Source organism: Haloferax sulfurifontis (assembly GCF_014635105.1).
Lineage (GTDB): Archaea > Halobacteriota > Halobacteria > Halobacteriales > Haloferacaceae > Haloferax > Haloferax denitrificans.
This window is the reverse complement of the sequence record NZ_BMCI01000002.1, coordinates 116,732-138,367: the sequence shown is the minus strand read 5'-3', so window position 1 is coordinate 138,367 and position 21,636 is coordinate 116,732. Positions and strand designations below refer to the sequence as shown.

Sequence of the window (21,636 nt, the reverse complement as noted above, 5' to 3'; positions counted from 1 at the left end):
CCGCTCGTCACGGACCGTGTGGTATGCAACAGCAGTCGTCGGTCGGGACGCGGTCGCTGTCGGCGTCTCGCGCCGAGATGAGCGAGATTCTGATGCCCAACGACACGAACAACCTCGGGCGCGCCCTCGGGGGACGGATTTTGGAGTGGATGGACGTCTGCGGGGCCATCGCCGGCCGGCGCTTCGCCGAGCGGCAGGTGGTCACGGCGTCGATGGACCACGTGGACTTCCTCGCGCCCATCGACGTGGGCGACGTGGTGACCGTCGAGGCGTACGTCTTCGACACCGGTCGCACCAGCATGGACATCAAGGTCGACGTGACGGCCGAGCGCCCGAGCGAGGGCGACCGCCGCGAGACGCTCACCTCCTTTTTCACCTTCGTCGCGCTCGACGACGACGAGAAGCCGGTTCCGGTCCCGGACCTCGTCTGCGACTCCCAAGAAGAGCGCGAACTGCGCGACTCGGCGCTCCAGAAGCGCCGCGAGCACCGCGCCGCGCTGGCGGAAGAGTTCGAGTAGGGCGGCCCGCTCGCGGGTCTTATTCTTCGTCCGCCGCGCGGACGGTCAACACCGGCGCGTCCGACTGCCGGACGACGCGCTCCGTGACGGAGCCGACGAGGTAGTGGTCGAGGCCGGTGCGGCCGTGGGTCGCCATCACGACGAGGTCGACCTCGGTGTCGGCGGCGTAGTCGACGATAGTCGAGTGCGGGACGCCCTCCACGACGGTTCGTTCGGTCTCGATGCCGTCGGGAAGCGCCTCGATTGCGGCGTCGGCCGCTGACTCGGCGCGTTCGAGTTCTGACTTCTCCCACACGTCCGGCGCGATGCCGGCCGAGGGCGATTCGAAGCGGTTGCGCGAGTCGGCCACCGACAGCACGTGGACCGTCGCGCCGTAGGTCTCCGCGAGGGTCGCCGCGTGCTCGATGGTCGCGTCGGTCGCGTCACTGCCGTCGGTCGGAAGCAGGATGTGGTCGTACATGGGTGGACGTTCAGAATCGGGGACTGTGAAAGTGGTGCCAGCGAGGTGGTTCGGACGGGTCCGAGTCGTTAGATACCCAGCGCCATCAGGAACAGCGCGACCGAGATGACGGCGAAGAGGACGCCGACGAAGTTCTTGATGACGCTGGTCTCCAGCGCGTTCGACACGTAGGGAGCGATTTGGCCGCCGAGGACCGTCGCGGGGACGGTGAACACGACCATGTTCCACGGCGTCGTCGCGAGGCTCAGCGAGTGGCCGCCGACGAGGCCGCCGCCGAAGACGTGGACGAGCGACGCCAGGATGGCGGTCAGCGCGACCACGATGTGGTTCGTCCCGATGGCGACGCGGACGGGGACTTTCGTACCGAGCATCGAGATGATGCCGAGTTCGCCGATACCGAAGCCGGCGAGACCCTGGAACATCCCGCCGACGCTGTAGTTGGCGAAGCGGCGCAGGTAGCCGCCGCGGGTGTAGGTGTAGTCGTCGCCCTCGCGGTCGACGCGGGTGACGGTCCCGTCGTCGGCCGTGTTGACGCCCGCGGGACCGAGCTTACCGGGGTCGTTGGGGAGGCTCGCGGAGACGCCGCCGTCGGTGGCCGCGGCGTGGTCGGAGCCCGACGAACCGTGGTCCTCGTGACCGAGGTCGGCGGTGAAAAGCAGGTACGACGCGGCGAGCAGTGCGATGCCGAGCAGTGCGTGGAACACCACGTCGGGGATGACGAACGACAGGAGCGCGCCGCCGATGACGAACGGAATCGACCCGCCGACGAGCGTCAGCGCCAGTCGACGGTCGACGAGGCCGTACTGGATGAAGGCGACGGCCGAACTGGAGAGGCCGAACGCCTCGCTGATGAGGCCCACCTTCACCAGCGTCGACGAGTCGAGCGGGTGCGCGAAGATGGGGAAGATGAAGATCAAGAACGGGACGAAGAGCGCCGACCCGCTGATGCCGACCGTGTTCACGATGGTCGCGCCGGTGAGGAACACCGGGAACAGCCACCAGTACTGGAGCCAGTACTCCATGCCTGCACCCGACGGCGTCGGTGCCATGGTCAACACCGAGGCGAGGAACAACAGGGGAGCGATGAACACGAGGATGTGTTGGTACTTCAGGAACGACTTCTGGACGTGACTGAGAGACTGAGAGCTCATGGTTCTCGTTGTTGTCAGTACGCAGTAGCGTCCGCGTGCACTCGCGTGGAGTGACGCGTCGAAAACAGCCCGTTTGCCGAGTCACCAGCGGCACCGACCCGCGCGTGTTCACCATCTCCCGAGGATGCGACCGCGTCGCACACCGGATGGACCGGCGTGCGGTGGTCGCCCGAACTGTCGAGCACGGAGTGCTCGAATCCGCGGACCATTCAGGTAATGCCTCCGTTGGGGTAGGCGTGGTGAACGGTGTGGGTTGCAGGCTCGTCCGCCGAGGTGCGGATCACGGTGGAACGGGCATAGCGAGGATGGGCTAATAAGTCTTGGTGTCTCCCCGGCATTTTGGGTACGGTCCACACACCGACGCGCGTCGAAAAACCAGTAACATGTGTTTCTATCCAAAATCTGCGCTCAGTCGTTGAGTTCGAACGCCCGTCTGACCAGCGCCCGTTCGGTCTCGTACGTCAGCCGGTCGAGGGCTTCGGCGGGGGTGACCCACCGGCGCGCGTCGACCTCGCCGTCAGGTTCGAACGGGCGCTCGTCGGCGACGCGCATGTGCCAGAGGAACACGCCCTTCGGGCCGCTCCGTGTCCCGGCGTCGTCGGGGACGCGGTACTCGTAGCGCCCGGCGAAGCCGCCGCAGTCGACCGCACAGCGCGTCTCCTCGCGGACCTCTCTGACGGCGGTCTCGACCAGCGTCTCGCCGGGTTCGAGCTTTCCCTTCGGGAGCGACCAGTCGCCGTAGCGCGGCCGGTGGACCAGACAGAGTCGGCCGTCGTCGCGGTGGAGAAGCCCGCCGGCCGCGAACGTCAGCGTTGGGGGTCGAGACACGGCCGGTCAGAACTCGTCGGGCGGTGCGAGGCCGCCGTCGCCGTCGCCGTCGCCGTCGTGTTCGTCGGGGTACTCGGGCGCGACACCGTCTTCGAGCGCGTCCACGTCGAACTCGCGGCGGAGCGTCTGGATGCGGTCGCGGATGTCGGCGGCGAGTTCGAACTCGAGGTTGTCGGCGGCCTCCTGCATCCGGTCTTCGAGGAAGGCTATCTGTTCGACCGCCTCGTCGGCGTCGGCGGGTTCGTCGCCGGAGACGCCGCGGGTGTCGGTCTTGCTCCCCGGCAGGTTCGTCTCGCCGACCTCCTTTTCGATGGTCGTCGGGGTGTAGCCGTGTTCCTCGTTGAACGCCTGTTGGATGCGCCGGCGGCGCTGTGTCTCGGAGATGGCGGCCTCCATCGCGTCGGTCATCTCGTCGGCGTAGAGCACGACCTCGCCGTTGACGTTGCGGGCGGCGCGGCCCATCGTCTGGACGAGCGTGGTCTCCGAGCGCAGGAAGCCCTGCTGGTCGGCGTCGAGGATGGCGACGAGCGACACCTCGGGGATGTCGAGGCCCTCCCGGAGGAGGTTGATGCCGACGAGCACGTCGATGTCGCCGAGGCGGAGCGACCGGATGAGTTCGTGGCGTTCGAGCGTGTCGGTCTCGTCGTGCATGTAGGCCACGTCGACGCCGGCCTCTTCGAGGTACTCAGTGAGGTCCTCGGCCATCCGCTTCGTGAGCGTCGTGACGAGCACGCGCTCGTCGCGGTCGACGCGCTCGTCGATGCGGGCCATCAGGTCGTCGACCTGCCCGGTCGCCTCCGTCACCTCGACTCTCGGGTCCACGAGGTGGGTCGGCCGAACGATTTGCTCGACGATTTGGTCGGAGTGCTCGCGCTCGTAGTCGCCGGGCGTCGCGGAGACGAAAAGCGCCTGTCCGACGGTCTCTTCGAACTCCTCGAAGGTCAGCGGGCGGTTGTCGTAGGCCGTCGGCAGGCGGAAGCCGTTTTCGACAAGCGAGTCCTTTCGGGACTTGTCGCCGGCGTACTGGCCCTTTATCTGCGGGAGCGTGACGTGCGACTCGTCGATGACGGTGAGGAAGTCGTCGGGGAAGTAGTCGAGGAGGGTGTAGGGCGCGTCGCCCGGCTCGCGGTCCGAGAGGTGGACCGAGTAGTTCTCGATGCCGGAGCAGTGGCCCGTCTCGCGGAGCATCTCGATGTCGAAGGTGGTGCGCTCTTCGATGCGCTGGGCGGCCACGAGGTCGCCCTGTCGCTGGAAGTGCTTCACCCGCTGTTCCATCAGCTCCTCGATTTCGGAGATTGCGCCTTCGAGCTGTGCTTCGGGGATTGAGTAGTGTTCCGCCGGGTGGACGAGCACCGCCGGCTCCGACGACTTCACCTCGCCCGCAAGCGGGTCGAGCTTCAGCATCCGGTCGATTTCGTCGCCCCAGAACTCGATGCGGACGGCGTAGCGGCCGTACATCGGGAACACCTCGACGGTGTCGCCGCGGACGCGGAACGTCCCCTGCCGGAAGTCCACGTCGTTGCGCTCGTAGTTGAGGTCGACGAGCGCGCCGAGCAGTTCGTCGCGGTCCATCCCCTGGCCGACCTCCAGCCGGAGCGACAGGTCGGTGTAGTTCTTCGGGTCGCCGAGGCCGTAGATGGCCGACACCGAGGCGACGACGATGACGTCGTCGCGGGTGAGAAGCGACCGGGTCGCGGAGTGGCGGAGCCGGTCGATTTCCTCGTTTATCGACATGTCCTTGTCGATGTAGGTGTCGGTTTGTTCGATGTAAGCTTCGGGTTGATAATAGTCATAGTACGATACGAAATATTCGACCGCGTTGTCGGGGAACAGCCCCTTGAACTCCTCGTACAGTTGGGCGGCGAGGGTCTTGTTGTGCGCGAGGACGAGCGTCGGCTTCTGAATCTCCTCGACGACCCACGAGACGGTGTTGGTCTTGCCGGAGCCGGTGACACCGAGCAGGGTCTGTACGTCGGCGCCCTCGCGGAAGCCGCGGGCAAGCGCCTCGATTGCCTCGGGCTGGTCGCCCGCGGGGTCGAAGGGGGCGTCGACGCGGAATTCGCGGTCTGCGTCGGGTCTGTCGGCGGACAGGGGACCGGACTCGCTCATTGCCCGTCCTTGGGTCGCGGCGTACTTGAGCGAGGCGGTGCTTGTCGCCGGAGGAACGGTTTTGGGGCGGGCTGTCGAACAATCCGGTATGACCCGAGCCGAACTCGAACGCGCGAGCAACCTGCTCAAGGAAGCCGCCGAGGCGACCGACGGCGACGTACAGGAGCGACTCTACGAACAGTCCGACCAGCTGGCGAAGCTGGCGACGCGCGAGCAGGGACCGGACCACGGGCGACTCGCCCGGCACATGACGGTCCTCCACGACCTCGCCGAGGACCTCGACGGCGACGTCGCCGAGACGGTCCGCGAGGCCCGAAGCGAGGTCCTCGAATACCGCAAGGGCGTCCCCGGCGTCTGACGACCGGCTGACAAACCCCTTCGTTTCTACTGGAACTCACCCGTTACGCCGCCAGTCGGCGCTGTCGGCACTCGGTGAGCGAAGACGGATTTCGCGCCGAGTGGGTCGCCCCGCGACCCCGGATATGAAAAAGCGAGTCAGCAGACGTTCTTCGGCTTGACGCCCATGCCTTCCAGCGTCTCGACGTACTCGTCGTAGGCGGCTTCGACCACCGCGTCGGCGGCCTCGCGGGCGACGGCGTCGTCTTCGACGAGGTCGGAGACGGCGGCTCCGAGCGCGTCGAGTTGGTCGTTGAGGTCGGACTTGAGCGTGCGGAAGTCGTTTGCGGCCATCGGGTCCGCGTCGCCGACGAAGAAGCCGACCATCTGCTCGACGGTCTTCAGCGACACGAGCGCGCGGGCGAGCGCGCCGCCGAGGCGGCCGTCGGTCGTCTCGAACTCGGCGAGCACGTCGTAGACGTTCGGCTTCGACCCGTCCGGCTCCGCGTCGACGGTGTCGGCGTGCTCGCGGGCGGTGTCGGCGAGGTCCGAAAAGAGCGCGGCGGCCTCGTCGTTCGGTTCGTCGTCGGCCCACCAGTCGAACAGGTCGGCGGCGGCGGCGGCCTCGGCGGCGGCGGCCGCGCGGACCGCGTCGCCGTCCATCTCGCCGCCGGTGACGGCGTACAGCGCCTTCGAGGAGCCGAGTCGGGAAAGCGGCGTCTCGTGGTCGTCGCGGAGGGTGTCGAGGAGTTCGGTCATACGGCCCCGTATGGTCGTCTCGGGTTTGTACCCATCGGCGGCGGCGAGTCCGGCTCGAGTCTGCGACGGGCGAGGGGGTGACTGGCAAGTCGCCCGCCGAGTCGGCCGGTTCATGACATCCAACCGAGCCGAACCCGTTCGAATATTAAACATTATGTATTGTATTATCATGAAATAACTCGGGCTATGACAAACGCTATCAGGCAGGCGGCGGAGCGCAGTTCGAAACTGGTCGAACAGTACCTCCCCGACGCGTTTCTGTTCGCCATCATTCTGACGGGCGTGGCGTTCGTGCTGGCGCTGGTATCGGTCGCGCCGGGCGAGGGGACCGGCGTCGTCGGACACGCCGGAAACCTGCTTCTCGACGGCTGGTACGGCGGCTTCTGGAACCTGCTTTCGTTCGGGATGCAGATGACGCTCATCCTGATGACGGGCTACGCGCTCGCGCAGACGAAGCCCGTGGACTGGCTCCTGACGCGGCTCGCGCGCGTCCCGAACACGGAGCGCGGCGCGGCCGCGATGGTTCCGGTCGTCGCCGCCGCGGCGTCGTTCGTCCACTGGGGGCTGGGCCTCGTCGTCGGGGCGCTTTTCGCCCGGAAGATAGCGACCGAGATGCGCGGCATCGACTTCCCCATCGTCGTCGCCGGCGCGTACTCCGGGTTCGTCGTCTGGCACGGCGGCCTCGCGGGGTCGATTCCGCTCCTGTTGAACACCGAGGATAACTTCCTCATCGAAGCGGGCATCCTCGACACGACGTTCGGCACCGGTGGGACCATCTTCACGGTCGCCAACCTCGCGTTGGTCGTCGCGGTCGGCTTCCTCTTCCTGCCGGCGCTGTTCGCGCTCATGTACCCGACCGACGAGACGAAGAAGACGCCGATCGACCCCGCGGAGTTCGAGGCGGCGACCGACGGCGGCGAGCAGACGACGAGCGGATGGGCCTCCACGGCCGTCCCCGAGGACGCCTCGCTCGCGACGCGCATCGAGCACTCGCTCGGCATCGGCGTGGCAATCGGCCTCGTCGGCCTGCTCGCGGTCGCGCTGTACTTCTTCGAGGGCGTGCAGAACGGGACGATGCCGTGGAACAACCTCAACCTGAACATCGTCAACTTCGGCTTCCTCTTTCTCGGCCTGCTGTTCCACGGGACGCCCAAGGCGTACATCGAGGCCATCGTCGAGGCCGTCGAGAACGTCTGGGGCATCATCCTCCAGTTCCCGTTCTACGCGGGCATCATGGGCATTATGGCCTACGCGCCCGAGGGGTCGGTCAGCCTCGCCACGCAGATCGCACAGGGCATGGTCGCCGTCGCGCCCGACGGGACGCTCCCGGCGTTCGCCTTCTTCACCGCCGGGCTCGTGAACTTCTTCGTCCCCTCCGGCGGTGGCGAGTGGGCCGTCATCGGCGAGACGCTCGTCACGGCCGCGAAGGCGTCCGGCGAGTCCATCCCGCGGGTCGCCGTCGCCGCCTCGTGGGGCGACGCGTGGACGAACATGATTCAGCCCTTCTGGGCCATCCCGCTTCTCTCCATCAGCGGCCTGTCGGTCCGCGACATCATGGGCTACTGCGTGATGGTGCTTCTCGGCGCGGGCGTGCTCGTCGCCGTCGGCATCAGCGTCCTCCCGATGTAAGCCGCAAAAAGAACCGTACGGTTGGTCGAATCGAACCGAAACGAGGCGTCTCAGTTACCCTTTTCGACGGGCGCGCCGACGAGGTTGCCCCACTCCGTCCACGAGCCGTCGTAGTTGGTGACGTTCTCGTAGCCGAGGAGTTCGTGAAGGGCGAACCACGCGATGGACGACCGCTCGCCGATGCGGCAGTAGGCGATGGTGGACTCGTCGCCTTCGATGCCCTGGTCCGCGTAGAGGTCGCGGAGTTCGTCGGCGGACTTGAAGGTGCCGTCGTCGTTGACGGTCGCGGCCCACGAGATGTTGCTCGCGCCGGGGATGTGGCCGCCGCGCTGGGCGGTCTCCTGCAGTCCCGGGGGCGCGAGAATCTCGCCGGAGAACTCCTCGGGCGAGCGAACGTCGACGAGGGGAAGGCCCTTGTCGACCGCCTTCTCGACGTCGTCGCGGTACGCGCGGATGTCCTCGAAGGGACCCTTGGCGGTGTAGTCTCGCTCCGGGAAGGACGGGACTTCGTCGGTCGTCGGATAGTCGTTGTCGACCCAGTAGTCGCGGCCGCCGTTCATCAGGTGAACGTCCTCGTGGCCGTAGTACTTGAACTGCCAGTAGGTGTAGGCGGCAAACCAGTTGGAGTTGTCGCCGTAGAGGACGACCGTGGAGTCCTCGGAGATGCCGTGCGAGCCGAGGAGGTCCTCGAAGTCCTCCTTGGTCAGCACGTCGCGGGTCGTCTGGTCCTGCAGTTGGGACTCCCAGTTGAACCCGATGGCACCGGGGGCGTGACTCTCGTCGTACGCCTCGGTGTCCACGTCCACTTCGACGAGTCGGTACGCCGCGTCGTCGCTCTGGAACTCGTCGAGGTGGCTTTCCACCCAGTCCGCAGAGACGAGTACGTCCTTCGCGTAATCGGAGTTTGACATCGCGTTTCCCCGTACAACAGGAAGACCCATAACTCTCACAGCGACGGCATGTACGGCCTGACCTCGGGTGATGCGGCAATATTGACCTACATATGGCGGGGGAGACGGCGAAAGCGACTCGGAGAACAACCGTCACGCGCTATCTGAGTCCGGTATCCGACGGAACCAGCAACAACGTCCGCTACCCCGGACACGTGGCGAGGGGTGTGAGGAGGGGCGGACCTAAATCCGCGGCCCGGAAACGTGGGGTCATGGTAGACGTGGTCTCTTCGGATTGGCTCGCGGACCGGCTCGGCGACGTGCGCGTCGTGGACGTGCGCGACGGCTGGGAGTTCGACGGCATCGGGCACCTCCCCGACGCGGTCTCGATACCGTTCGACAGCTTCCGGAGCGCCGACGGCGACGTGGGGATGCTCCCCGGCCGCGACGCGTGGACCGACCTCCTGTCGGGCGCGGGTATCGCGGCCGACGACGACGTGGTCGCCTACGACGACACCCACGGCGTGTTCGCGGCCCGCTTTCTCGTGACCGCGCTCCTCTACGGGCACGACCCCGACAGGCTCCACCTCCTCGACGGCGACTTCAGCGCGTGGAACCGCGAGCGCGAGACGACGACGGAGGCGACCGAGGTCGCGGAGACGGTCTACGAGATAACCGAACCGGCCGAGACGCCGCTCGTGGACTTCGAGGCGGTCGAGGCCGCGCTCGACGACCCCGAGACAGTCACCGTGGACACCCGCGACCCCGCGGAGTACGAGGAGGGGCACCTCCCCGGCGCGGTCAACGTCGACTGGCGCGAGCTCGTCGACGACGAGACGCGCGGGCTGAAGCCGCGGGACGAACTCGACTCGATTCTGGAGGCCGCGGGCGTCACCCCGGACCGGCGGGTCGTCCTCTACTGCAACACCGCCCGGCGCATCAGCCACACCTACGTCGTGCTCTCGCATCTCGGCTACGACGACGTGGCGTTCTACGAGGGCAGTCTCACCGAGTGGGAGGCCCGCGACGGCGCGGTCGTCGAGGACTGACGAGCAGGGTCACGACTGGAGCGAGTCGGCGGCGTCACCGCCCTCGGTCCCGGCGGTTCCGTCGCTCTCGCCGCCATCGTCGCCGCCCCCACCGACGCCGCCACCCCCATCGACGCGTAACTCCGCGCCGAGCAGGTCCACGGACTCGACGAGGAGCGCGACGACGAGCGGGCCGGCGATGATGCCGACCGGGCCGAGGCTGAGCAGGCCGCCGACGAAGCCGACGAAGTAGAGGCTCCCCGGCAGGTCGGCGGTCTCCTTGGCGAGCCGCGGGCGAATCAGGATGTCCGGGAGCCACGCGACCGCGAAGCCGCCGACGGCGACGACGAGCGCGGCGGCGACGAGGTCGCCGACGGCGACGTGGTAGGCCGCCATCGCCGCGAGCAGGACGCTCGGGCCGACGATGGGGATGAACTGGAGGACGGCCGCGACCGTCGCGAGCGTGACGACGTAGTCGTAGCCGAGCGCCCAGAAGACGACGAGGCCGATGGCGAACGTGCCGACGGCGGTCGCCGCCTGCAGGACGTAGATGGCGAACAGCGTCTCGCGGGCCCGCTCGTTGAGCGCCGTCGCCGCGTCCCGGTAGTCGGCCGGGACCAGCGCGAGGAGCGTTCGGCCGACGGCGTCGCCGCTGAGGAGGAGCGCGAACACGAGGAAGCCGAACAGCGTGAGCTTGATGAGCACCACGGGCGCGGCGGTGGCGGCGGCGCGGCCGACCGACTGGAGCAGGCCGAGGCCGACCGCGACCACGTCGTCCAGCGTCACCGTCTCGACCATCCCGAGGAACTCGACGGTCACCACGTCGGGGAGGAGCGCCGCGAGTTCGAGGATGTCGCTCAGCCGGAGAAAGAGGATGACGAAGAGCGGCGCGAGCACGACGACGACGCCGACCGCCGCGACGACGGTGGCGGCGAGGCTGGCGACCCACCGGGAGGCCCCGCGCGCTTCGAGGCCTCGCCTGAGCGGGACGAGCAGGTAGGCGACGGTGATGGCGAAAAACACCGTCGCCAGCACGTTCGCGAGCATGACCGCCGCGAGGAGCGCAAAGAGGGCGAGCACGCCGCCGAAGACGTACGGACGAGAAGCAGTCACCTCCGATGATACTCCGGCAGAGGGTAAAGTCGTTCTCCCGCGACGAGGCTCGAAACCGACGGTTTCGGCCGGGTACCGCCCCGGGAACATCACTCCCGTTAAGTACCACAGAGTACAACAACCGAGTAATGAGACGACGTAGCTTCCTGAAGGCCGCGGGGGCGGGAGGCGTCTCCGCGCTCCTCGCCGGCTGTGCCGGGACCGGCGGCGACGAGGCGACGACCGAGGCCTCGGGCGACGCGACCGAGACGACAACGACGACCCAAGGGACGACCACGGGCGGCGAGTCGCCGACGCTCACCGTCGGCACCTACGGCTCGTTCGTCGACGCGCCGAGTTCGAGTCCCGGGCCGTGGCTGAAAGAGGCGTTCGAGTCCGAGTTCGACGCGACCCTTGAGTGGCAGACGCCCGACTCGGGCGTGAACTACTACATCGAGCGCGCCCTCCGGGGCGTCGAGTCCGGCGCGGACCTCTACGTCGGCCTCGACGCGCAGATGCTCGTCCGCATCGACGAGAACCTCGACGACGCGCTGTTTTCGCCCGCCGAGGGGCTGTCCCGACTCGGCGACGTGAACGAGCAGTTGAACTTCGACCCGCAGGGCCGCGCGGTCCCCTACGACACGGGCTACATCTCGCTCGTCTACGACGAGACCTACGGCGACGGCGACGGCGACTTCGTCGCCCCCGAGACGTTCGACGGCCTGCTGGAGTCCGACTACGCGGGCGCGCTCCTCGCGCAGAACCCCACGTCGTCGGCGACGGGACAGGCGTTCTTGCTCCACACCATCGACGCCAAGGGCGAAGACGGCTACCTCGACTACTGGGCGAGCCTGAAGGAAAACGACGTGCGCGTCCTCGGCAACTGGGAGGACTCCTACAACGCCTACTCGAACGGGGAGGCCCCGATGGTCGTCTCGTACTCGACCGATCAGGTGTACGCCGCCGAGTCCGGCGAGGACATGGCGAGACACCAGATTCGCTTCCTGAACGACGAGGGCTACGCCAACCCCGAGGGGATGGCCCCCTTCGCCGACGCGTCGAACCCCGACCTCGCCGCCGAATTCATGGACTTCGTGCTCCGGCCCGAGGTGCAGGCCGAAATCGCCGTCCGCAACGTCCAGTTCCCGGCGACGACCACCGCGGAACTCCCCGAGGAGTTCGCGCAGTACGCCCAAGAGCCGCCGGAAGCCGTCACGTTCTCCTACGACCGGCTTCAGAACAACCTGAGTGACTGGACCGACGCGTGGGCCCGCGAGTTCGCCAGCAAGTGAGGTGAGCCGGTGAGCCGCGTCTCGGCCTCGGTTCGACGGGCCGCCCGCGCCCTCGAACAGCGACTGCTCACCCTCGTCGCGGCGCTCACCGCCGTCGTCCTTCTGGTCCTGTTTTACTACCCCGTCGCCACCGTCTTCGCCGACGCCGTCCTCGCCGACGGCCGACTCACTGTCGAACCCATCGCGGCGGTGCTGACGAGCGAGTTCTACCTCGTCGACATCATCTGGTTCACGGCGAAGCAGGCGTTCTACTCGACGCTCGCCAGCCTCGCGCTCGGCCTCCCCGCCGCGTGGCTGTTCGCCCGCTTCGAGTTCCGCGGCCGCGAGACGCTCCGCTCTCTCACCATCCTCCCGTTCGTCATGCCCTCCATCATGGTCGCCATCGGCTTCGTGGCGACGTTCGGCCGCAACGGGACGCTGAACCGCGCGCTCTCGCTCGTCGGCCTCCCGCCGGTCGAACTGCTGTTCACGCTCGAAGCCATCGTCGTCGCCCACGCGTTCTACAACGCCCCGCTCGTCGCCCGCGTCGTCACCGCGGCGTGGGAGAGCGTGGACGCCCGAACCGTCGAGACCGCCCGGTCGCTCGGCGCGAGCCCGCGGCGGGCCTTCCGCGACGTGGTCCTCCCGCAACTCCTGCCGTCTATCGGCGTCGGCGCGACGCTGACGTTCATCTTCACCTTCGCGTCGTTCCCCATCGTCCTCGCGCTCGGCGGCTTCCAGCTGGCGACCATCGAGGTGTTCGTCTACTCGCGGGTGCGAGACCTCGCGTACGCCGAGGCCGCCAGCCTCGCGGTCGTCGAGACGGCCGTCTCCATCACGCTGACCGCCGTCTACCTCCGATACGAGGCGAGCCAGCGGTCCGCCGGCGGCGCGGCGAACCCGCTTCCCCGGCGCTCGGTCCTCCCGTCCGACTGGACGCCGAAATCGGCGCTTCGGACGGTCGGCATCGCCGGCTACGCCCTCGTCGTCGGACTGGTGTTCGTCGTCCCCATCGCCAGCATGGTGCTGGCGAGCGTCACCGGCGGCGACGGCGGCTTCACCCTCGCCAACTACGCCTTCCTCGCCGAGCGGCAGGCGACCGGCGCGAGCTTTCAGGTCAAGCCCCTCCCGGCCATCCTGAACTCGCTGGGCTTCGCCGCGGGGACGCTCGTCGTGGCCGTCCCGATGGGCGTGACGATGGCCGTCCTCACGACCCGCCGGTACCGCGGGCGCGGCCTCATCGACGTGCTTTCGATGGCCCCCTTCGCCGTCTCGGGCATCGTCGTCGGCCTCGGCCTGCTTCGCGGCCTCGTCTTCGGCGTCGACGTGCTGGGGACGCGAATCCGCGTCACCGGCGCGCTCGCCATCGTCGCCGCCCACGCCGTCGGCGCGTACCCCTTCGTCACCCGGAACGTCGCGCCGCTTTTCGCCCGGCTCGACGGCCGGCTCGTGGAGTCCGCGCGGTCGCTCGGCGCGACCAGAACCCGCGCGCTCGTCGACATCGAACTGCCGCTCGTCTGGACCGGCGTCGTCGCGGGCGCGGCGTTCGCCGTCGCCATCAGCATCGGCGAGTTCGACTCGACCATCATCCTCGCGGAGGGGGCGGGGAGCTACACGATGCCCGTCGCCGTCGAGCGGTTCCTCGGCCGGCGGCTCGGCCCCGCGACGGCGATGGGCTGTCTCCTGCTTCTCGTCACGTCCGCCAGCTTCCTCGTCGTGGACCGCTTCGGCGGCCGGTGGGGCGAGCTGTGAGGGGGCCGGAGGGCGAACCGGGGCGGACGCAGAGAGCGAAACGCGGGGGAGCGCCGGAAGTGAGAATTATGACCGTCCGCCGGCGAGGGGAGCACGTGACTTCGGAGGCGAACCCGTGAGACTCGAACTCGACGCGGTGTCCAAGCGCTACGGGTCGGCGACGGCGCTCGATTCCGTCTCGCTGTCGGTCGACGACGGCGAGTTCTTCACGCTCGTCGGGCCGTCCGGCTGTGGGAAGACGACCACGCTCCGCTGTATCGCGGGGTTCGAGGCCCCGACCGAGGGGACCGTCCGCTTCGACGGCGAGTCGATGGCCGGCGTCGCGCCCGAGTCGCGGGGCGTCGGCGTCGTGTTCCAGAACTACGCGCTGTTCCCGCATCTCAGCGTCGGCGAGAACGTCGCCTACGGCCTCCGGTTTACCGACCCGCCGGGCGGCGGCTCCCGCGACGACCGCGTCGCCGAACTGTTGGACCTCGTCGACCTCGCGGGGTTCGAAGACCGCGACCCCGACTCGCTTTCCGGCGGGCAACAACAGCGCGTCGCGCTCGCCCGCGCGCTCGCTCCCGGCCCGGACCTGCTCCTCCTCGACGAGCCGATGTCGGCGCTGGACGCCCGACTCCGCGACCGACTCCGCCGACAGGTAAAGCACATCCAGTCGGAACTCGGCGTGACGACCGTCTACGTCACCCACGACCAGTCGGAGGCGCTGGCGGTCTCAGACCGGGTGGCCGTCCTCAACCGCGGCCGCGTCGAACAGGTCGGCGACCCCCGCGAACTCTACCACCGACCCCGGACGCGGTTCGTCGCGGAGTTCCTCGGCGAGAACAACGTCCTCGACGCGGTCGTCGAGTCTCGACCGGAAACGGGGGGGATTCGCGTCGGCGTCGGCGACGCGGTGTTCACGCTGGCCGAGGGCCGGCGCGTGCTCGGGCGGGCGGGAGCGGTCTCCGGCGAACGCGCTGAAAACGATGCGAAAGACGGAAGCCGGCCCGCGCGTCCCGAACCGGGCGACGAACTCACCTTCTGCGTCCGACCCGAACAGCTCCGGGTCGGCGCGGGGACGAACCAGATACGAGGAACCGTCGTCGACACCGAGTTTCAGGGGGCGACGACGCGGGTCAGACTCGACTGGGGCGGGACGGAACTCGTCGTGGCGGTCGACGACGGCGGCGAACAGTCGGACGCGGGGTTCGAGATCGGGACGACGATGGAGGTCGGATTCGACCCGGCGGCGGCTCACATCGTCGAGTAGCGAGGGGAGTCGTTTTTTCGCGCCGTTCAGTCAGGGCGCGACGCCGACGGTCAGGAGCGTGCCGAACGTCCGGTAGCGCTCGACCATCGCCTCGCGGGTCTCCCAGTCGTCGGTCGGGAACTCGGCGGCCGCCGGGATGTCGATGTCGAGGTCGGCGATGGAGTCCTGTTCGGCGACGTGGAGGCCGGCGTCGCGGAACGCCTCGCGGTACTCCGCGTGGGACCAGCGGGTCATGTCGATGGAGATGAGCTCTTGCCACTCGTGGGAGTGGACGTTCTCCTCGTAGTAGTTCACCGCGCAGTAGAACGTGCCGCCCGGCCTGAGGACGCGGGCGACCTCTTCGAGGGTGTGGTGCGGGTCGGCGGCGTAGTAGAACGCCTCCATCGACCAGACGTGGTCGACGCTGTCGTCCTCGAACGGGAGGTCGTCGAAGTCGCCGACGAGAAACGAGAGGTCGTCGGTGTCGGTGTACTCGCGGGCGTTCTGGACCATCTCGGGCGAGCCGTCGAGGCCGAACCCGCGGCCGATGCCCTTCGTGTCGCGGAGCGCGCGGAGGGCGTAGCCGCTTCCGGTTCCGAGGTCGACGACGGTGTCGCCTTCCTCGACGGGCATCCGCGCGAGCGCGTGCTTCGCGGTGTGCCAGTGTCGGTCCTCCATGCCCTTGTCGCGGCCGTCGGCCGCCCAGGCGTCGAACTCGTCGCGGACGCTCATACCGGAGCCTCGCGCGCCGGAGTGAAAATGCGTTCGGACCGGACCGCACGGGCGGCGAGTCCGGCGACGACTCGGTCGCGTCCCCCCGTCGCGCCTTTTAATTACCGCCGTCACGACGACCGGTGTATGGTCGGAGTCCGCCGCCGGTTCGCGCTCGCCGACACCGCCCAGCAGGTCGTCGGCGGCTTCCTCCTCGCGGGGCCGTTCGTCGTCACCGAGGAGGTGTGGGTGCTCGCGCGGAGCATGTCGTTCGCGCAGGCGCTCCTCACGCTCTGTATCGTGCTCGCGGTCGGCTACGGCGCGCTCTACAAGGCCGACGACCGCGACCCCGACAGAGAGCGCGAGGTCGGCGGGATTCCCGTCCGGTTCATCTCGCTCATCTCCGTCTCGTATCTCTCCGTGTTCATCCTCGCGCTCGCGTTCGACGCGCCGGGGACGTTCCTCTCGGACGTGTCGGGACAGAGCCTCGTCACCGTCCTCGGATACGAAGTCGACCTCGCGGTGCTCCGCATCACGCTCAAGGCGACGAGCGTCGGCGCGGTGTTCAGCGTCATCGGCGCGGCCACCGCCGACTCGCTGTTCTGACCTCGCCGAGAGGCGTGAACATACGTTACGATTCCGGGACGACGCCGGTCACACGGCATGAAGGATTAAGTCGGCAGGGTAACTGCTTGGGGTATGGATTACGAGCTCGCCATCGAAGACGCGCCCGAGACGATTCCGGGCGGCACAGGTATCTTGCTCCTTCATCCGAGCATCGGCGAGACCGACCGCATCGACACGGACTTCTTCAAGGTCGACACCGACCACTTCCTCGTCGTCTCGACGCGGACCACCGCGCGCGAGGTCGAACAGAAGCTGGAACACTACGAGGTCGACGAGTCCAGCGCCACTATCCTCGACACGCTGTCTATCGAGCGCGGCTACTCCCGACGCAGTTCGGACAACATCCACTACGTCGCGTCCCCCGACGACCTCGACGCCATCGTCGAGAAGACCCGGCAGTTCCTCGAAGGTCACGACGGAAAGCTCCGGCTCAGCGTGGATTCCGTCACGGAGATGGCCTACTACGCCGACGAGGACGGCGCATTCGAGGCGACGAAGCAGATTCTCGAACTCCTCGACGAGTTCGACGCGGTGGGGCTGTTCCACCTCTCGAAGGAGGTCCACGACCAGGAGACGCTCGACCGCTTCCGCGAACTGTTCGACGGCGTCGTCGACCTCAACGAGGACGGCACCGTCACGACCGAGTTCTGAGGCGGAACGCGAGGCGACCGGCTACGCCGGGTCCGCGTCGTCGGCGGCGGTCGGGTCGGCGTCGCCGCCCGACGCCGTGTCATCGTCCGCCGCGAGTTGCTCGAACGTCTTTTCGGCCCACTTGACCGCGTAGCTCGGCCCGTGGTCGCGGTACGCCGCGGTGTCCAGCGCCGAAAACGGCGCGGGCAGGTCGCGCTCGTGTTTGACCGCCGAACACGCGAACTCGGTCGCCTCGGCGAACGAGAGCCTGCCGAGCGCGACGAGCCGCGGGAGGTTTTCGAGTCGGTCGTCGAGCCGGCCGCCCGCGTCGACCCACGCCTCGTGGAGGCGGTCGTATCGGCCCTCCCACGACGCGAACGCCTCGCGGGTGTGGAGGCCGACCCATCCCTCGTAGAGCGCGGCGGCGACCTGATACGTCTCGCTCGGGCCGAGCGGCGTCGCCGCGGCGAGGTCGCGGTAGCGCTCGCCGAAGAAGGGCAGGAACTGTTCGGGAATCTCGTCGGTGCCGGCCTGCACGAACGCCTCGGCGACGAGGAAATCAAGAAAGTCGTCGGGCGTCCCCTTCGCGCGGTACTTCACCAGCACGACCGGCGGCGTGGTCTGCCGAGACCACGTCACTGTGCCGTCGCCGGGCATCCCGATGGTGAAGTCGGACGACGCGTAGCGCCGGAGCTGTTGGGGCGCGTCGTCTGGTAGCCACTCGGCGGGGTACGCCGCCGGGGAGAGCGACTCGACCACCAGCCCGAGGTTCTCCGCGGCCTCCGGGGGGACGGTGTCGAAGTCGCCGGCCACGTCCAAGACGAGCGCGCCGGGGGCGTACTCGTCGCGGACCGATTCGAGGTCCGACGGCAGGGTGCGCGTCTCGAACATCCGCTCAGGCGATGCTCATCCCGATGAACACGACGGCCAGCAGGGCCGACACGCCGACGGTACCGAGCACGATTTTCGTCGCTTGGCTCATAGTGGCACGATTAGGGGGCCGCCGCTTAACTTTTACACTCTGTCGTCGGCGAATCTCCAGTCGAAACGGAGGGGTTCGGGGACGCGCCCCACGGGCGGCGGTCACACGGTCCGGTCGCGTCGCGGACGCGAGAGAGCACACAGGCTCGTCGCCGTCGCGGTCAGGGGACGAGCTGTTCGCCGTCGTCGTCGAGGATGCGGATGGCCTCGACGGGGCAGACGCGGGCGGCGAACTTCGCGTCGAACTCGGCGTCCTCGGGAACCTCGCGGACGAAGACGCCGTCGTCGGTCTCCTCGGCGTCGACGAGGTCGGCCTTGCCGTCGTCGACGTTCTTCTCGAAGCCCTCCCACTCGTCGACACACTGGAACATGCCGATGCAGGTGTCGCGGTCGTACTCGACTTTCATGGGCAATCGTACCGCCGGGCCGTACAAAGCCCTGCCGACGCGGGACGCCGATTCGGCGGCGGCGGCGACGAGCGTCGTGACGGCGCGGCCGACACCGCCGACAGCGCCGCCCCCGCGACCGACCCGACCCGATGGCTTAAACCGGGGGACGGTCCAAGGGGGATGCAATGCGAACTGCGGACCTGACGGGCCTGCCGACGAGGATTCCCGAGGCCCTCCGCGACGAGGGCATCGAGGAGCTGTACCCGCCGCAGGCCGAGGCCGTCGAGGCCGGCCTGACGGACGGCGAGAGCCTCGTGGCCGCCGTCCCGACCGCGAGCGGGAAGACGCTCGTCGCCGAACTGGCGATGCTGTCGAGCGTCGCGCGCGGCGGGAAGGCGCTGTACATCGTCCCGCTTCGGGCGCTCGCCTCCGAGAAGAAAGCCGAGTTCGAGCGCTGGGAGGAGTACGGCATCGACGTGGGCGTCTCGACCGGCAACTACGAGTCCGACGGCGAGTGGCTCTCCTCGCGCGACATCATCGTCGCCACGAGCGAGAAGGTCGACTCGCTCGTCCGGAACAACGCGGCGTGGATGGACCAACTCACCTGCGTCGTCGCCGACGAGGTCCACCTCGTCGACGACCGCCATCGGGGGCCGACGCTGGAGGTCACGCTGGCGAAGCTCCGCCGGCTCAACCCGAACCTGCAGGTCGTCGCGCTGTCGGCGACCGTCGGCAACGCGGGCGTCGTCGCCGACTGGCTCGACGCGAAGCTCGTCAAGTCCGACTGGCGGCCCATCGACCTCAAGATGGGCGTCCACTACGGCAACGCCGTCTCCTTCGCCGACGGGAGCCAACGCGAGGTGCCGGTCGGCCGCGGGGAACGACAGACGCCCGCGCTCGTCGCCGACGCGTTAGAGGGCGACGGTGAGGGCGACCAAGGCTCCTCGCTCGTCTTCGTGAACTCGCGGCGCAACGCGGAGTCCGCGGCCCGCCGCATGGCCGGCGTGACGGAGCGCTACCTCACCGGCGACGAGCGGAGCGACCTCGCGGAACTCGCCGCCGAGATACGCGACGTGTCCGACACCGAGACCTCCGAGGACCTCGCCAAGGCGGTCGCCAAGGGCGCGGCGTTCCACCACGCGGGGCTGGCCGCGGAGCACCGCACCCTCGTGGAAGACGCCTTCCGCGACCGACTCATCAAATGTATCTGCGCGACGCCGACGCTCGCCGCCGGCGTCAACACCCCGAGCCGACGGGTCGTCGTCCGCGACTGGCAACGCTACGACGGCGACTACGGCGGGATGAAACCGCTGGACGTGCTCGAAGTCCACCAGATGATGGGCCGCGCCGGTCGGCCCGGCCTCGACCCCTACGGCGAGGCGGTGCTGTTGGCGAAGGACGCGGACGCCCGCGACGAGCTGTTCGAGCGGTACATCTGGGCCGACGCCGAGGACGTGCGGTCGAAGCTCGCGGCCGAGCCCGCCCTGCGGACGCACCTGCTCGCCACGGTCGCCTCCGGCTTCGCCCACACCCGCGAGGGACTGCTCGAATTCCTCGACCAGACGCTGTATGCGACCCAGACCGACGACCCCGAGCGACTCGGGCAGGTGACAGACCGCGTGCTCGACTACCTCGAAGTAAACGGGTTCGTCGAGTTCGAAGGAGAGACGATTCGGGCGACGCCCGTCGGCCACACCGTCTCGCGGCTCTATCTCGACCCGATGAGCGCCGCCGAAATCATCGACGGCCTCGAATGGGCGGCGGACCACCGAACCGAGAAGCTCCGGGCGCTCGCGGGCGAGACGCCCGAGAAGCCGGAGCGAGACCGGAGCGACTCGGACGACGAGCCCGGCGGCTTCCAGCGGGCCAGCGAGATGGTCGCCGACGACGGCGGCGGTGGAGGCGGCGACGACGGGGACGGCGCGGACGACACAGACGGCGGCGGCGGGGACGCCGACGCGTTCGAGACGGACCGGACGTATCCGACGCCGCTCGGCCTCTATCACCTCGTCTGCCGGACGCCGGACATGTACCGGCTCTACCTGAAGTCCGGCGACCGCGAGACGTACACCGAGCTGTGCTACGAGCGCGAACCGGAGTTCCTCGGGCGCGTCCCCTCCGAGTACGAGGACGTGGCGTTCGAGGACTGGCTGTCGGCGCTGAAGACCGCGAAGCTCCTCGAAGACTGGGTCGGCGAGGTGGACGAAGACCGCATCACCGAGCGCTACGGCGTCGGCCCCGGCGACATCCGCGGGAAGGTCGAGACGGCCGAGTGGCTCCTCGGCGCGGCCGAGCGGCTCGCCTCCGAACTCGACCTCGATTCGGTGTACGCGGTCCGCGAGGCGAAAAAGCGCGTCGAGTACGGCGTCCGCGAGGAACTGCTCGACCTCGCCGGCGTCCGCGGCGTCGGCCGAAAGCGCGCCCGCCGACTGTTCGAAGCCGGTGTGGAGAGCCGCGCCGACCTCCGCGAGGCCGAGAAATCGCGCATCCTCGCCGCCCTCCGGGGCCGCAGGAAGACGGCACAGAACATCCTCGAAGCCGCGGGTCGAAAGAACCCGTCGATGGACGAGGTGGACGAAGACGACGCGCCGGACGACGCCGTGCCCGAGGACGCCGGCTTCGAGACGGCCAAAGAGCGCGCCGACCAGCAGGCCAGTCTGGGTGATTTCGAATGAGGCTCGTCGAGGCCGAGGCGACCGTCGCGAACCTCGATTCGTTCATCGCGGCGGTCGGCGAGATAGCTGACGAGACGGGCGCGACGGTGCAGGCGTTCGACGCCCGGTACGTCGTGGACCGCGAGCACCTCGAACGGGCGACCGAACTCGCCGACCGGGCCATCGCCCGCGGCAACGAAATCGCCCGCGACCGCGCCGTCGAAATCCTCCTCTACGCCAGCGGCCGCCGGCAGATCAACCGCGCGTTCGAAATCGGCGTCTCGGAGGGGGCGCTCCCCGTCGTGATTCTCGTCGACGGCGGCGACGAGGCCGAAGCCGAGGCCGCGCTGTTCGACCGACTCGACCTCGAACCCGCAGAAACCCTCGGCGACTACGACGAAGCGCTCGTCCGCGACGTGTTCGACGTGGGCGAGGCGGAGTTGCGCGTCGCCGACGGCGACCTCCCCGCGCTGGTCAGAGAGCGAGTCGCGCTCCTCGCGGTCGACCGCTAAACGATTTTCGCGGCCTGTACCGTCCGTATTCGAGAGTTTGAGAGTCTGTAATGGAAAACTCCACTCGAAACGGACCCC

The 21,636-nt window shown here is 68.5% G+C and carries 22 protein-coding genes; 11 read left to right on the top strand and 11 right to left on the bottom strand.

Going from position 1 to position 21,636, the window contains the following annotated elements; all coding sequences use genetic code 11:
- Positions 1 to 23: 23 nt before the first annotated feature.
- Complete coding sequence (locus IEV64_RS05120; protein ID WP_004968772.1) at positions 24 to 518, top strand: acyl-CoA thioesterase; 495 nt, start codon at positions 24 to 26, stop codon at positions 516 to 518.
- 19 nt (positions 519 to 537) lie between these two features.
- On the opposite strand, the gene IEV64_RS05115 is transcribed toward IEV64_RS05120, so the two are convergent.
- The 4 genes from IEV64_RS05115 to uvrB form a co-directional block, all read right to left on the bottom strand.
- Positions 538 to 978 (bottom strand): universal stress protein, encoded by a 441-nt coding sequence (locus tag IEV64_RS05115; protein ID WP_188423354.1) that lies wholly within the window; start codon positions 976 to 978, stop codon positions 538 to 540.
- Between the two features lie 68 nt (positions 979 to 1,046).
- Complete coding sequence (locus IEV64_RS05110; protein WP_188423353.1) at positions 1,047 to 2,129, bottom strand: sulfite exporter TauE/SafE family protein; 1,083 nt, start codon at positions 2,127 to 2,129, stop codon at positions 1,047 to 1,049.
- 408 nt (positions 2,130 to 2,537) lie between these two features.
- Complete coding sequence (locus tag IEV64_RS05105; protein WP_188423352.1) at positions 2,538 to 2,957, bottom strand: NUDIX hydrolase; 420 nt, start codon at positions 2,955 to 2,957, stop codon at positions 2,538 to 2,540.
- A gap of 6 nt (positions 2,958 to 2,963) precedes the next feature.
- The gene (uvrB, locus tag IEV64_RS05100; protein WP_007275807.1) at positions 2,964 to 5,066 is read right to left on the bottom strand and encodes an excinuclease ABC subunit UvrB; all 2,103 of its coding nucleotides are present in this window, start codon (positions 5,064 to 5,066) and stop codon (positions 2,964 to 2,966) included.
- Between the two features lie 88 nt (positions 5,067 to 5,154).
- On the opposite strand from uvrB, the gene IEV64_RS05095 reads away from it, so the two are divergent.
- Positions 5,155 to 5,424 (top strand): DUF7553 family protein, encoded by a 270-nt coding sequence (locus IEV64_RS05095; RefSeq protein WP_007275806.1) that lies wholly within the window; start codon positions 5,155 to 5,157, stop codon positions 5,422 to 5,424.
- A gap of 137 nt (positions 5,425 to 5,561) precedes the next feature.
- On the opposite strand, the gene IEV64_RS05090 is transcribed toward IEV64_RS05095, so the two are convergent.
- Positions 5,562 to 6,161, bottom strand: a complete 600-nt coding sequence (locus tag IEV64_RS05090; RefSeq protein ID WP_188423351.1) for a transcription antitermination protein — start codon at positions 6,159 to 6,161, stop codon at positions 5,562 to 5,564.
- A 186-nt stretch (positions 6,162 to 6,347) separates the two neighbouring features.
- Between IEV64_RS05090 and IEV64_RS05085 the strand changes: the two genes are divergently transcribed.
- Positions 6,348 to 7,790, top strand: coding sequence for a short-chain fatty acid transporter (locus IEV64_RS05085; protein WP_007275804.1), 1,443 nt, complete (start codon positions 6,348 to 6,350; stop codon positions 7,788 to 7,790).
- A gap of 50 nt (positions 7,791 to 7,840) precedes the next feature.
- Here the strand turns inward: IEV64_RS05085 and IEV64_RS05080 are convergent, their stop codons facing one another.
- Positions 7,841 to 8,701: a sulfurtransferase gene (locus IEV64_RS05080; RefSeq protein WP_004968763.1), complete on the bottom strand. Its 861-nt coding sequence runs from the start codon at positions 8,699 to 8,701 to the stop codon at positions 7,841 to 7,843.
- Between the two features lie 251 nt (positions 8,702 to 8,952).
- On the opposite strand from IEV64_RS05080, the gene IEV64_RS05075 reads away from it, so the two are divergent.
- Positions 8,953 to 9,729 carry a sulfurtransferase gene (locus IEV64_RS05075; RefSeq protein WP_188423350.1) on the top strand — a complete coding sequence of 259 codons (777 nt, stop codon included), beginning with the start codon at positions 8,953 to 8,955 and terminating at the stop codon, positions 9,727 to 9,729.
- Positions 9,730 to 9,738: 9 nt separating this feature from the next.
- Here the strand turns inward: IEV64_RS05075 and IEV64_RS05070 are convergent, their stop codons facing one another.
- Positions 9,739 to 10,821, bottom strand: a complete 1,083-nt coding sequence (locus IEV64_RS05070; protein WP_229722506.1) for an AI-2E family transporter — start codon at positions 10,819 to 10,821, stop codon at positions 9,739 to 9,741.
- 128 nt (positions 10,822 to 10,949) lie between these two features.
- On the opposite strand from IEV64_RS05070, the gene IEV64_RS05065 reads away from it, so the two are divergent.
- The 3 genes from IEV64_RS05065 to IEV64_RS05055 all read left to right on the top strand — a co-directional run bounded on the left by IEV64_RS05065 (position 10,950) and on the right by IEV64_RS05055 (position 15,075).
- A complete protein-coding gene (locus IEV64_RS05065; RefSeq protein WP_188423349.1) occupies positions 10,950 to 12,092 on the top strand; it encodes a thiamine ABC transporter substrate-binding protein in 1,143 nt (380 codons plus the stop codon).
- A gap of 9 nt (positions 12,093 to 12,101) precedes the next feature.
- Complete coding sequence (locus IEV64_RS05060; RefSeq protein ID WP_188423348.1) at positions 12,102 to 13,823, top strand: ABC transporter permease; 1,722 nt, start codon at positions 12,102 to 12,104, stop codon at positions 13,821 to 13,823.
- Positions 13,824 to 13,938: 115 nt separating this feature from the next.
- Complete coding sequence (locus tag IEV64_RS05055; RefSeq protein WP_188423347.1) at positions 13,939 to 15,075, top strand: ABC transporter ATP-binding protein; 1,137 nt, start codon at positions 13,939 to 13,941, stop codon at positions 15,073 to 15,075.
- A gap of 30 nt (positions 15,076 to 15,105) precedes the next feature.
- Here the strand turns inward: IEV64_RS05055 and IEV64_RS05050 are convergent, their stop codons facing one another.
- Positions 15,106 to 15,786 (bottom strand): class I SAM-dependent methyltransferase, encoded by a 681-nt coding sequence (locus IEV64_RS05050; protein WP_188423346.1) that lies wholly within the window; start codon positions 15,784 to 15,786, stop codon positions 15,106 to 15,108.
- A gap of 126 nt (positions 15,787 to 15,912) precedes the next feature.
- Here IEV64_RS05050 and IEV64_RS05045 point away from each other — a divergent pair, with 126 nt between their 5' ends.
- Positions 15,913 to 16,371, top strand: coding sequence for a DUF2391 family protein (locus tag IEV64_RS05045; protein WP_007275797.1), 459 nt, complete (start codon positions 15,913 to 15,915; stop codon positions 16,369 to 16,371).
- 93 nt (positions 16,372 to 16,464) lie between these two features.
- Positions 16,465 to 17,043, top strand: coding sequence for a DUF7090 family protein (locus IEV64_RS05040; RefSeq protein ID WP_188423345.1), 579 nt, complete (start codon positions 16,465 to 16,467; stop codon positions 17,041 to 17,043).
- A 21-nt stretch (positions 17,044 to 17,064) separates the two neighbouring features.
- On the opposite strand, the gene IEV64_RS05035 is transcribed toward IEV64_RS05040, so the two are convergent.
- From IEV64_RS05035 to IEV64_RS05030, 3 genes are all read right to left on the bottom strand, one after another.
- On the bottom strand, positions 17,065 to 17,913 hold the full coding sequence (locus IEV64_RS05035; RefSeq protein WP_188423344.1) for a DUF7089 family protein: 849 nt from the start codon (positions 17,911 to 17,913) through the stop codon (positions 17,065 to 17,067).
- Between the two features lie 4 nt (positions 17,914 to 17,917).
- On the bottom strand, positions 17,918 to 18,004 hold the full coding sequence (locus tag IEV64_RS20095; RefSeq protein ID WP_424008935.1) for a hypothetical protein: 87 nt from the start codon (positions 18,002 to 18,004) through the stop codon (positions 17,918 to 17,920).
- 160 nt (positions 18,005 to 18,164) lie between these two features.
- Positions 18,165 to 18,410 (bottom strand): ferredoxin, encoded by a 246-nt coding sequence (locus tag IEV64_RS05030; protein ID WP_004968753.1) that lies wholly within the window; start codon positions 18,408 to 18,410, stop codon positions 18,165 to 18,167.
- A gap of 167 nt (positions 18,411 to 18,577) precedes the next feature.
- Here IEV64_RS05030 and IEV64_RS05025 point away from each other — a divergent pair, with 167 nt between their 5' ends.
- Both IEV64_RS05025 and cgi121 read left to right on the top strand, forming a co-directional pair.
- Entirely contained in the window at positions 18,578 to 21,067 is a 2,490-nt protein-coding gene (locus tag IEV64_RS05025; RefSeq protein ID WP_188423343.1) for an ATP-dependent DNA helicase, read from the top strand.
- Positions 21,064 to 21,558, top strand: a complete 495-nt coding sequence (cgi121, locus tag IEV64_RS05020) for a KEOPS complex subunit Cgi121 (protein WP_188423342.1) — start codon at positions 21,064 to 21,066, stop codon at positions 21,556 to 21,558. The genes IEV64_RS05025 and cgi121 overlap by 4 nt, the downstream gene beginning before the upstream one ends.
- Positions 21,559 to 21,636: the final 78 nt, after the last annotated feature.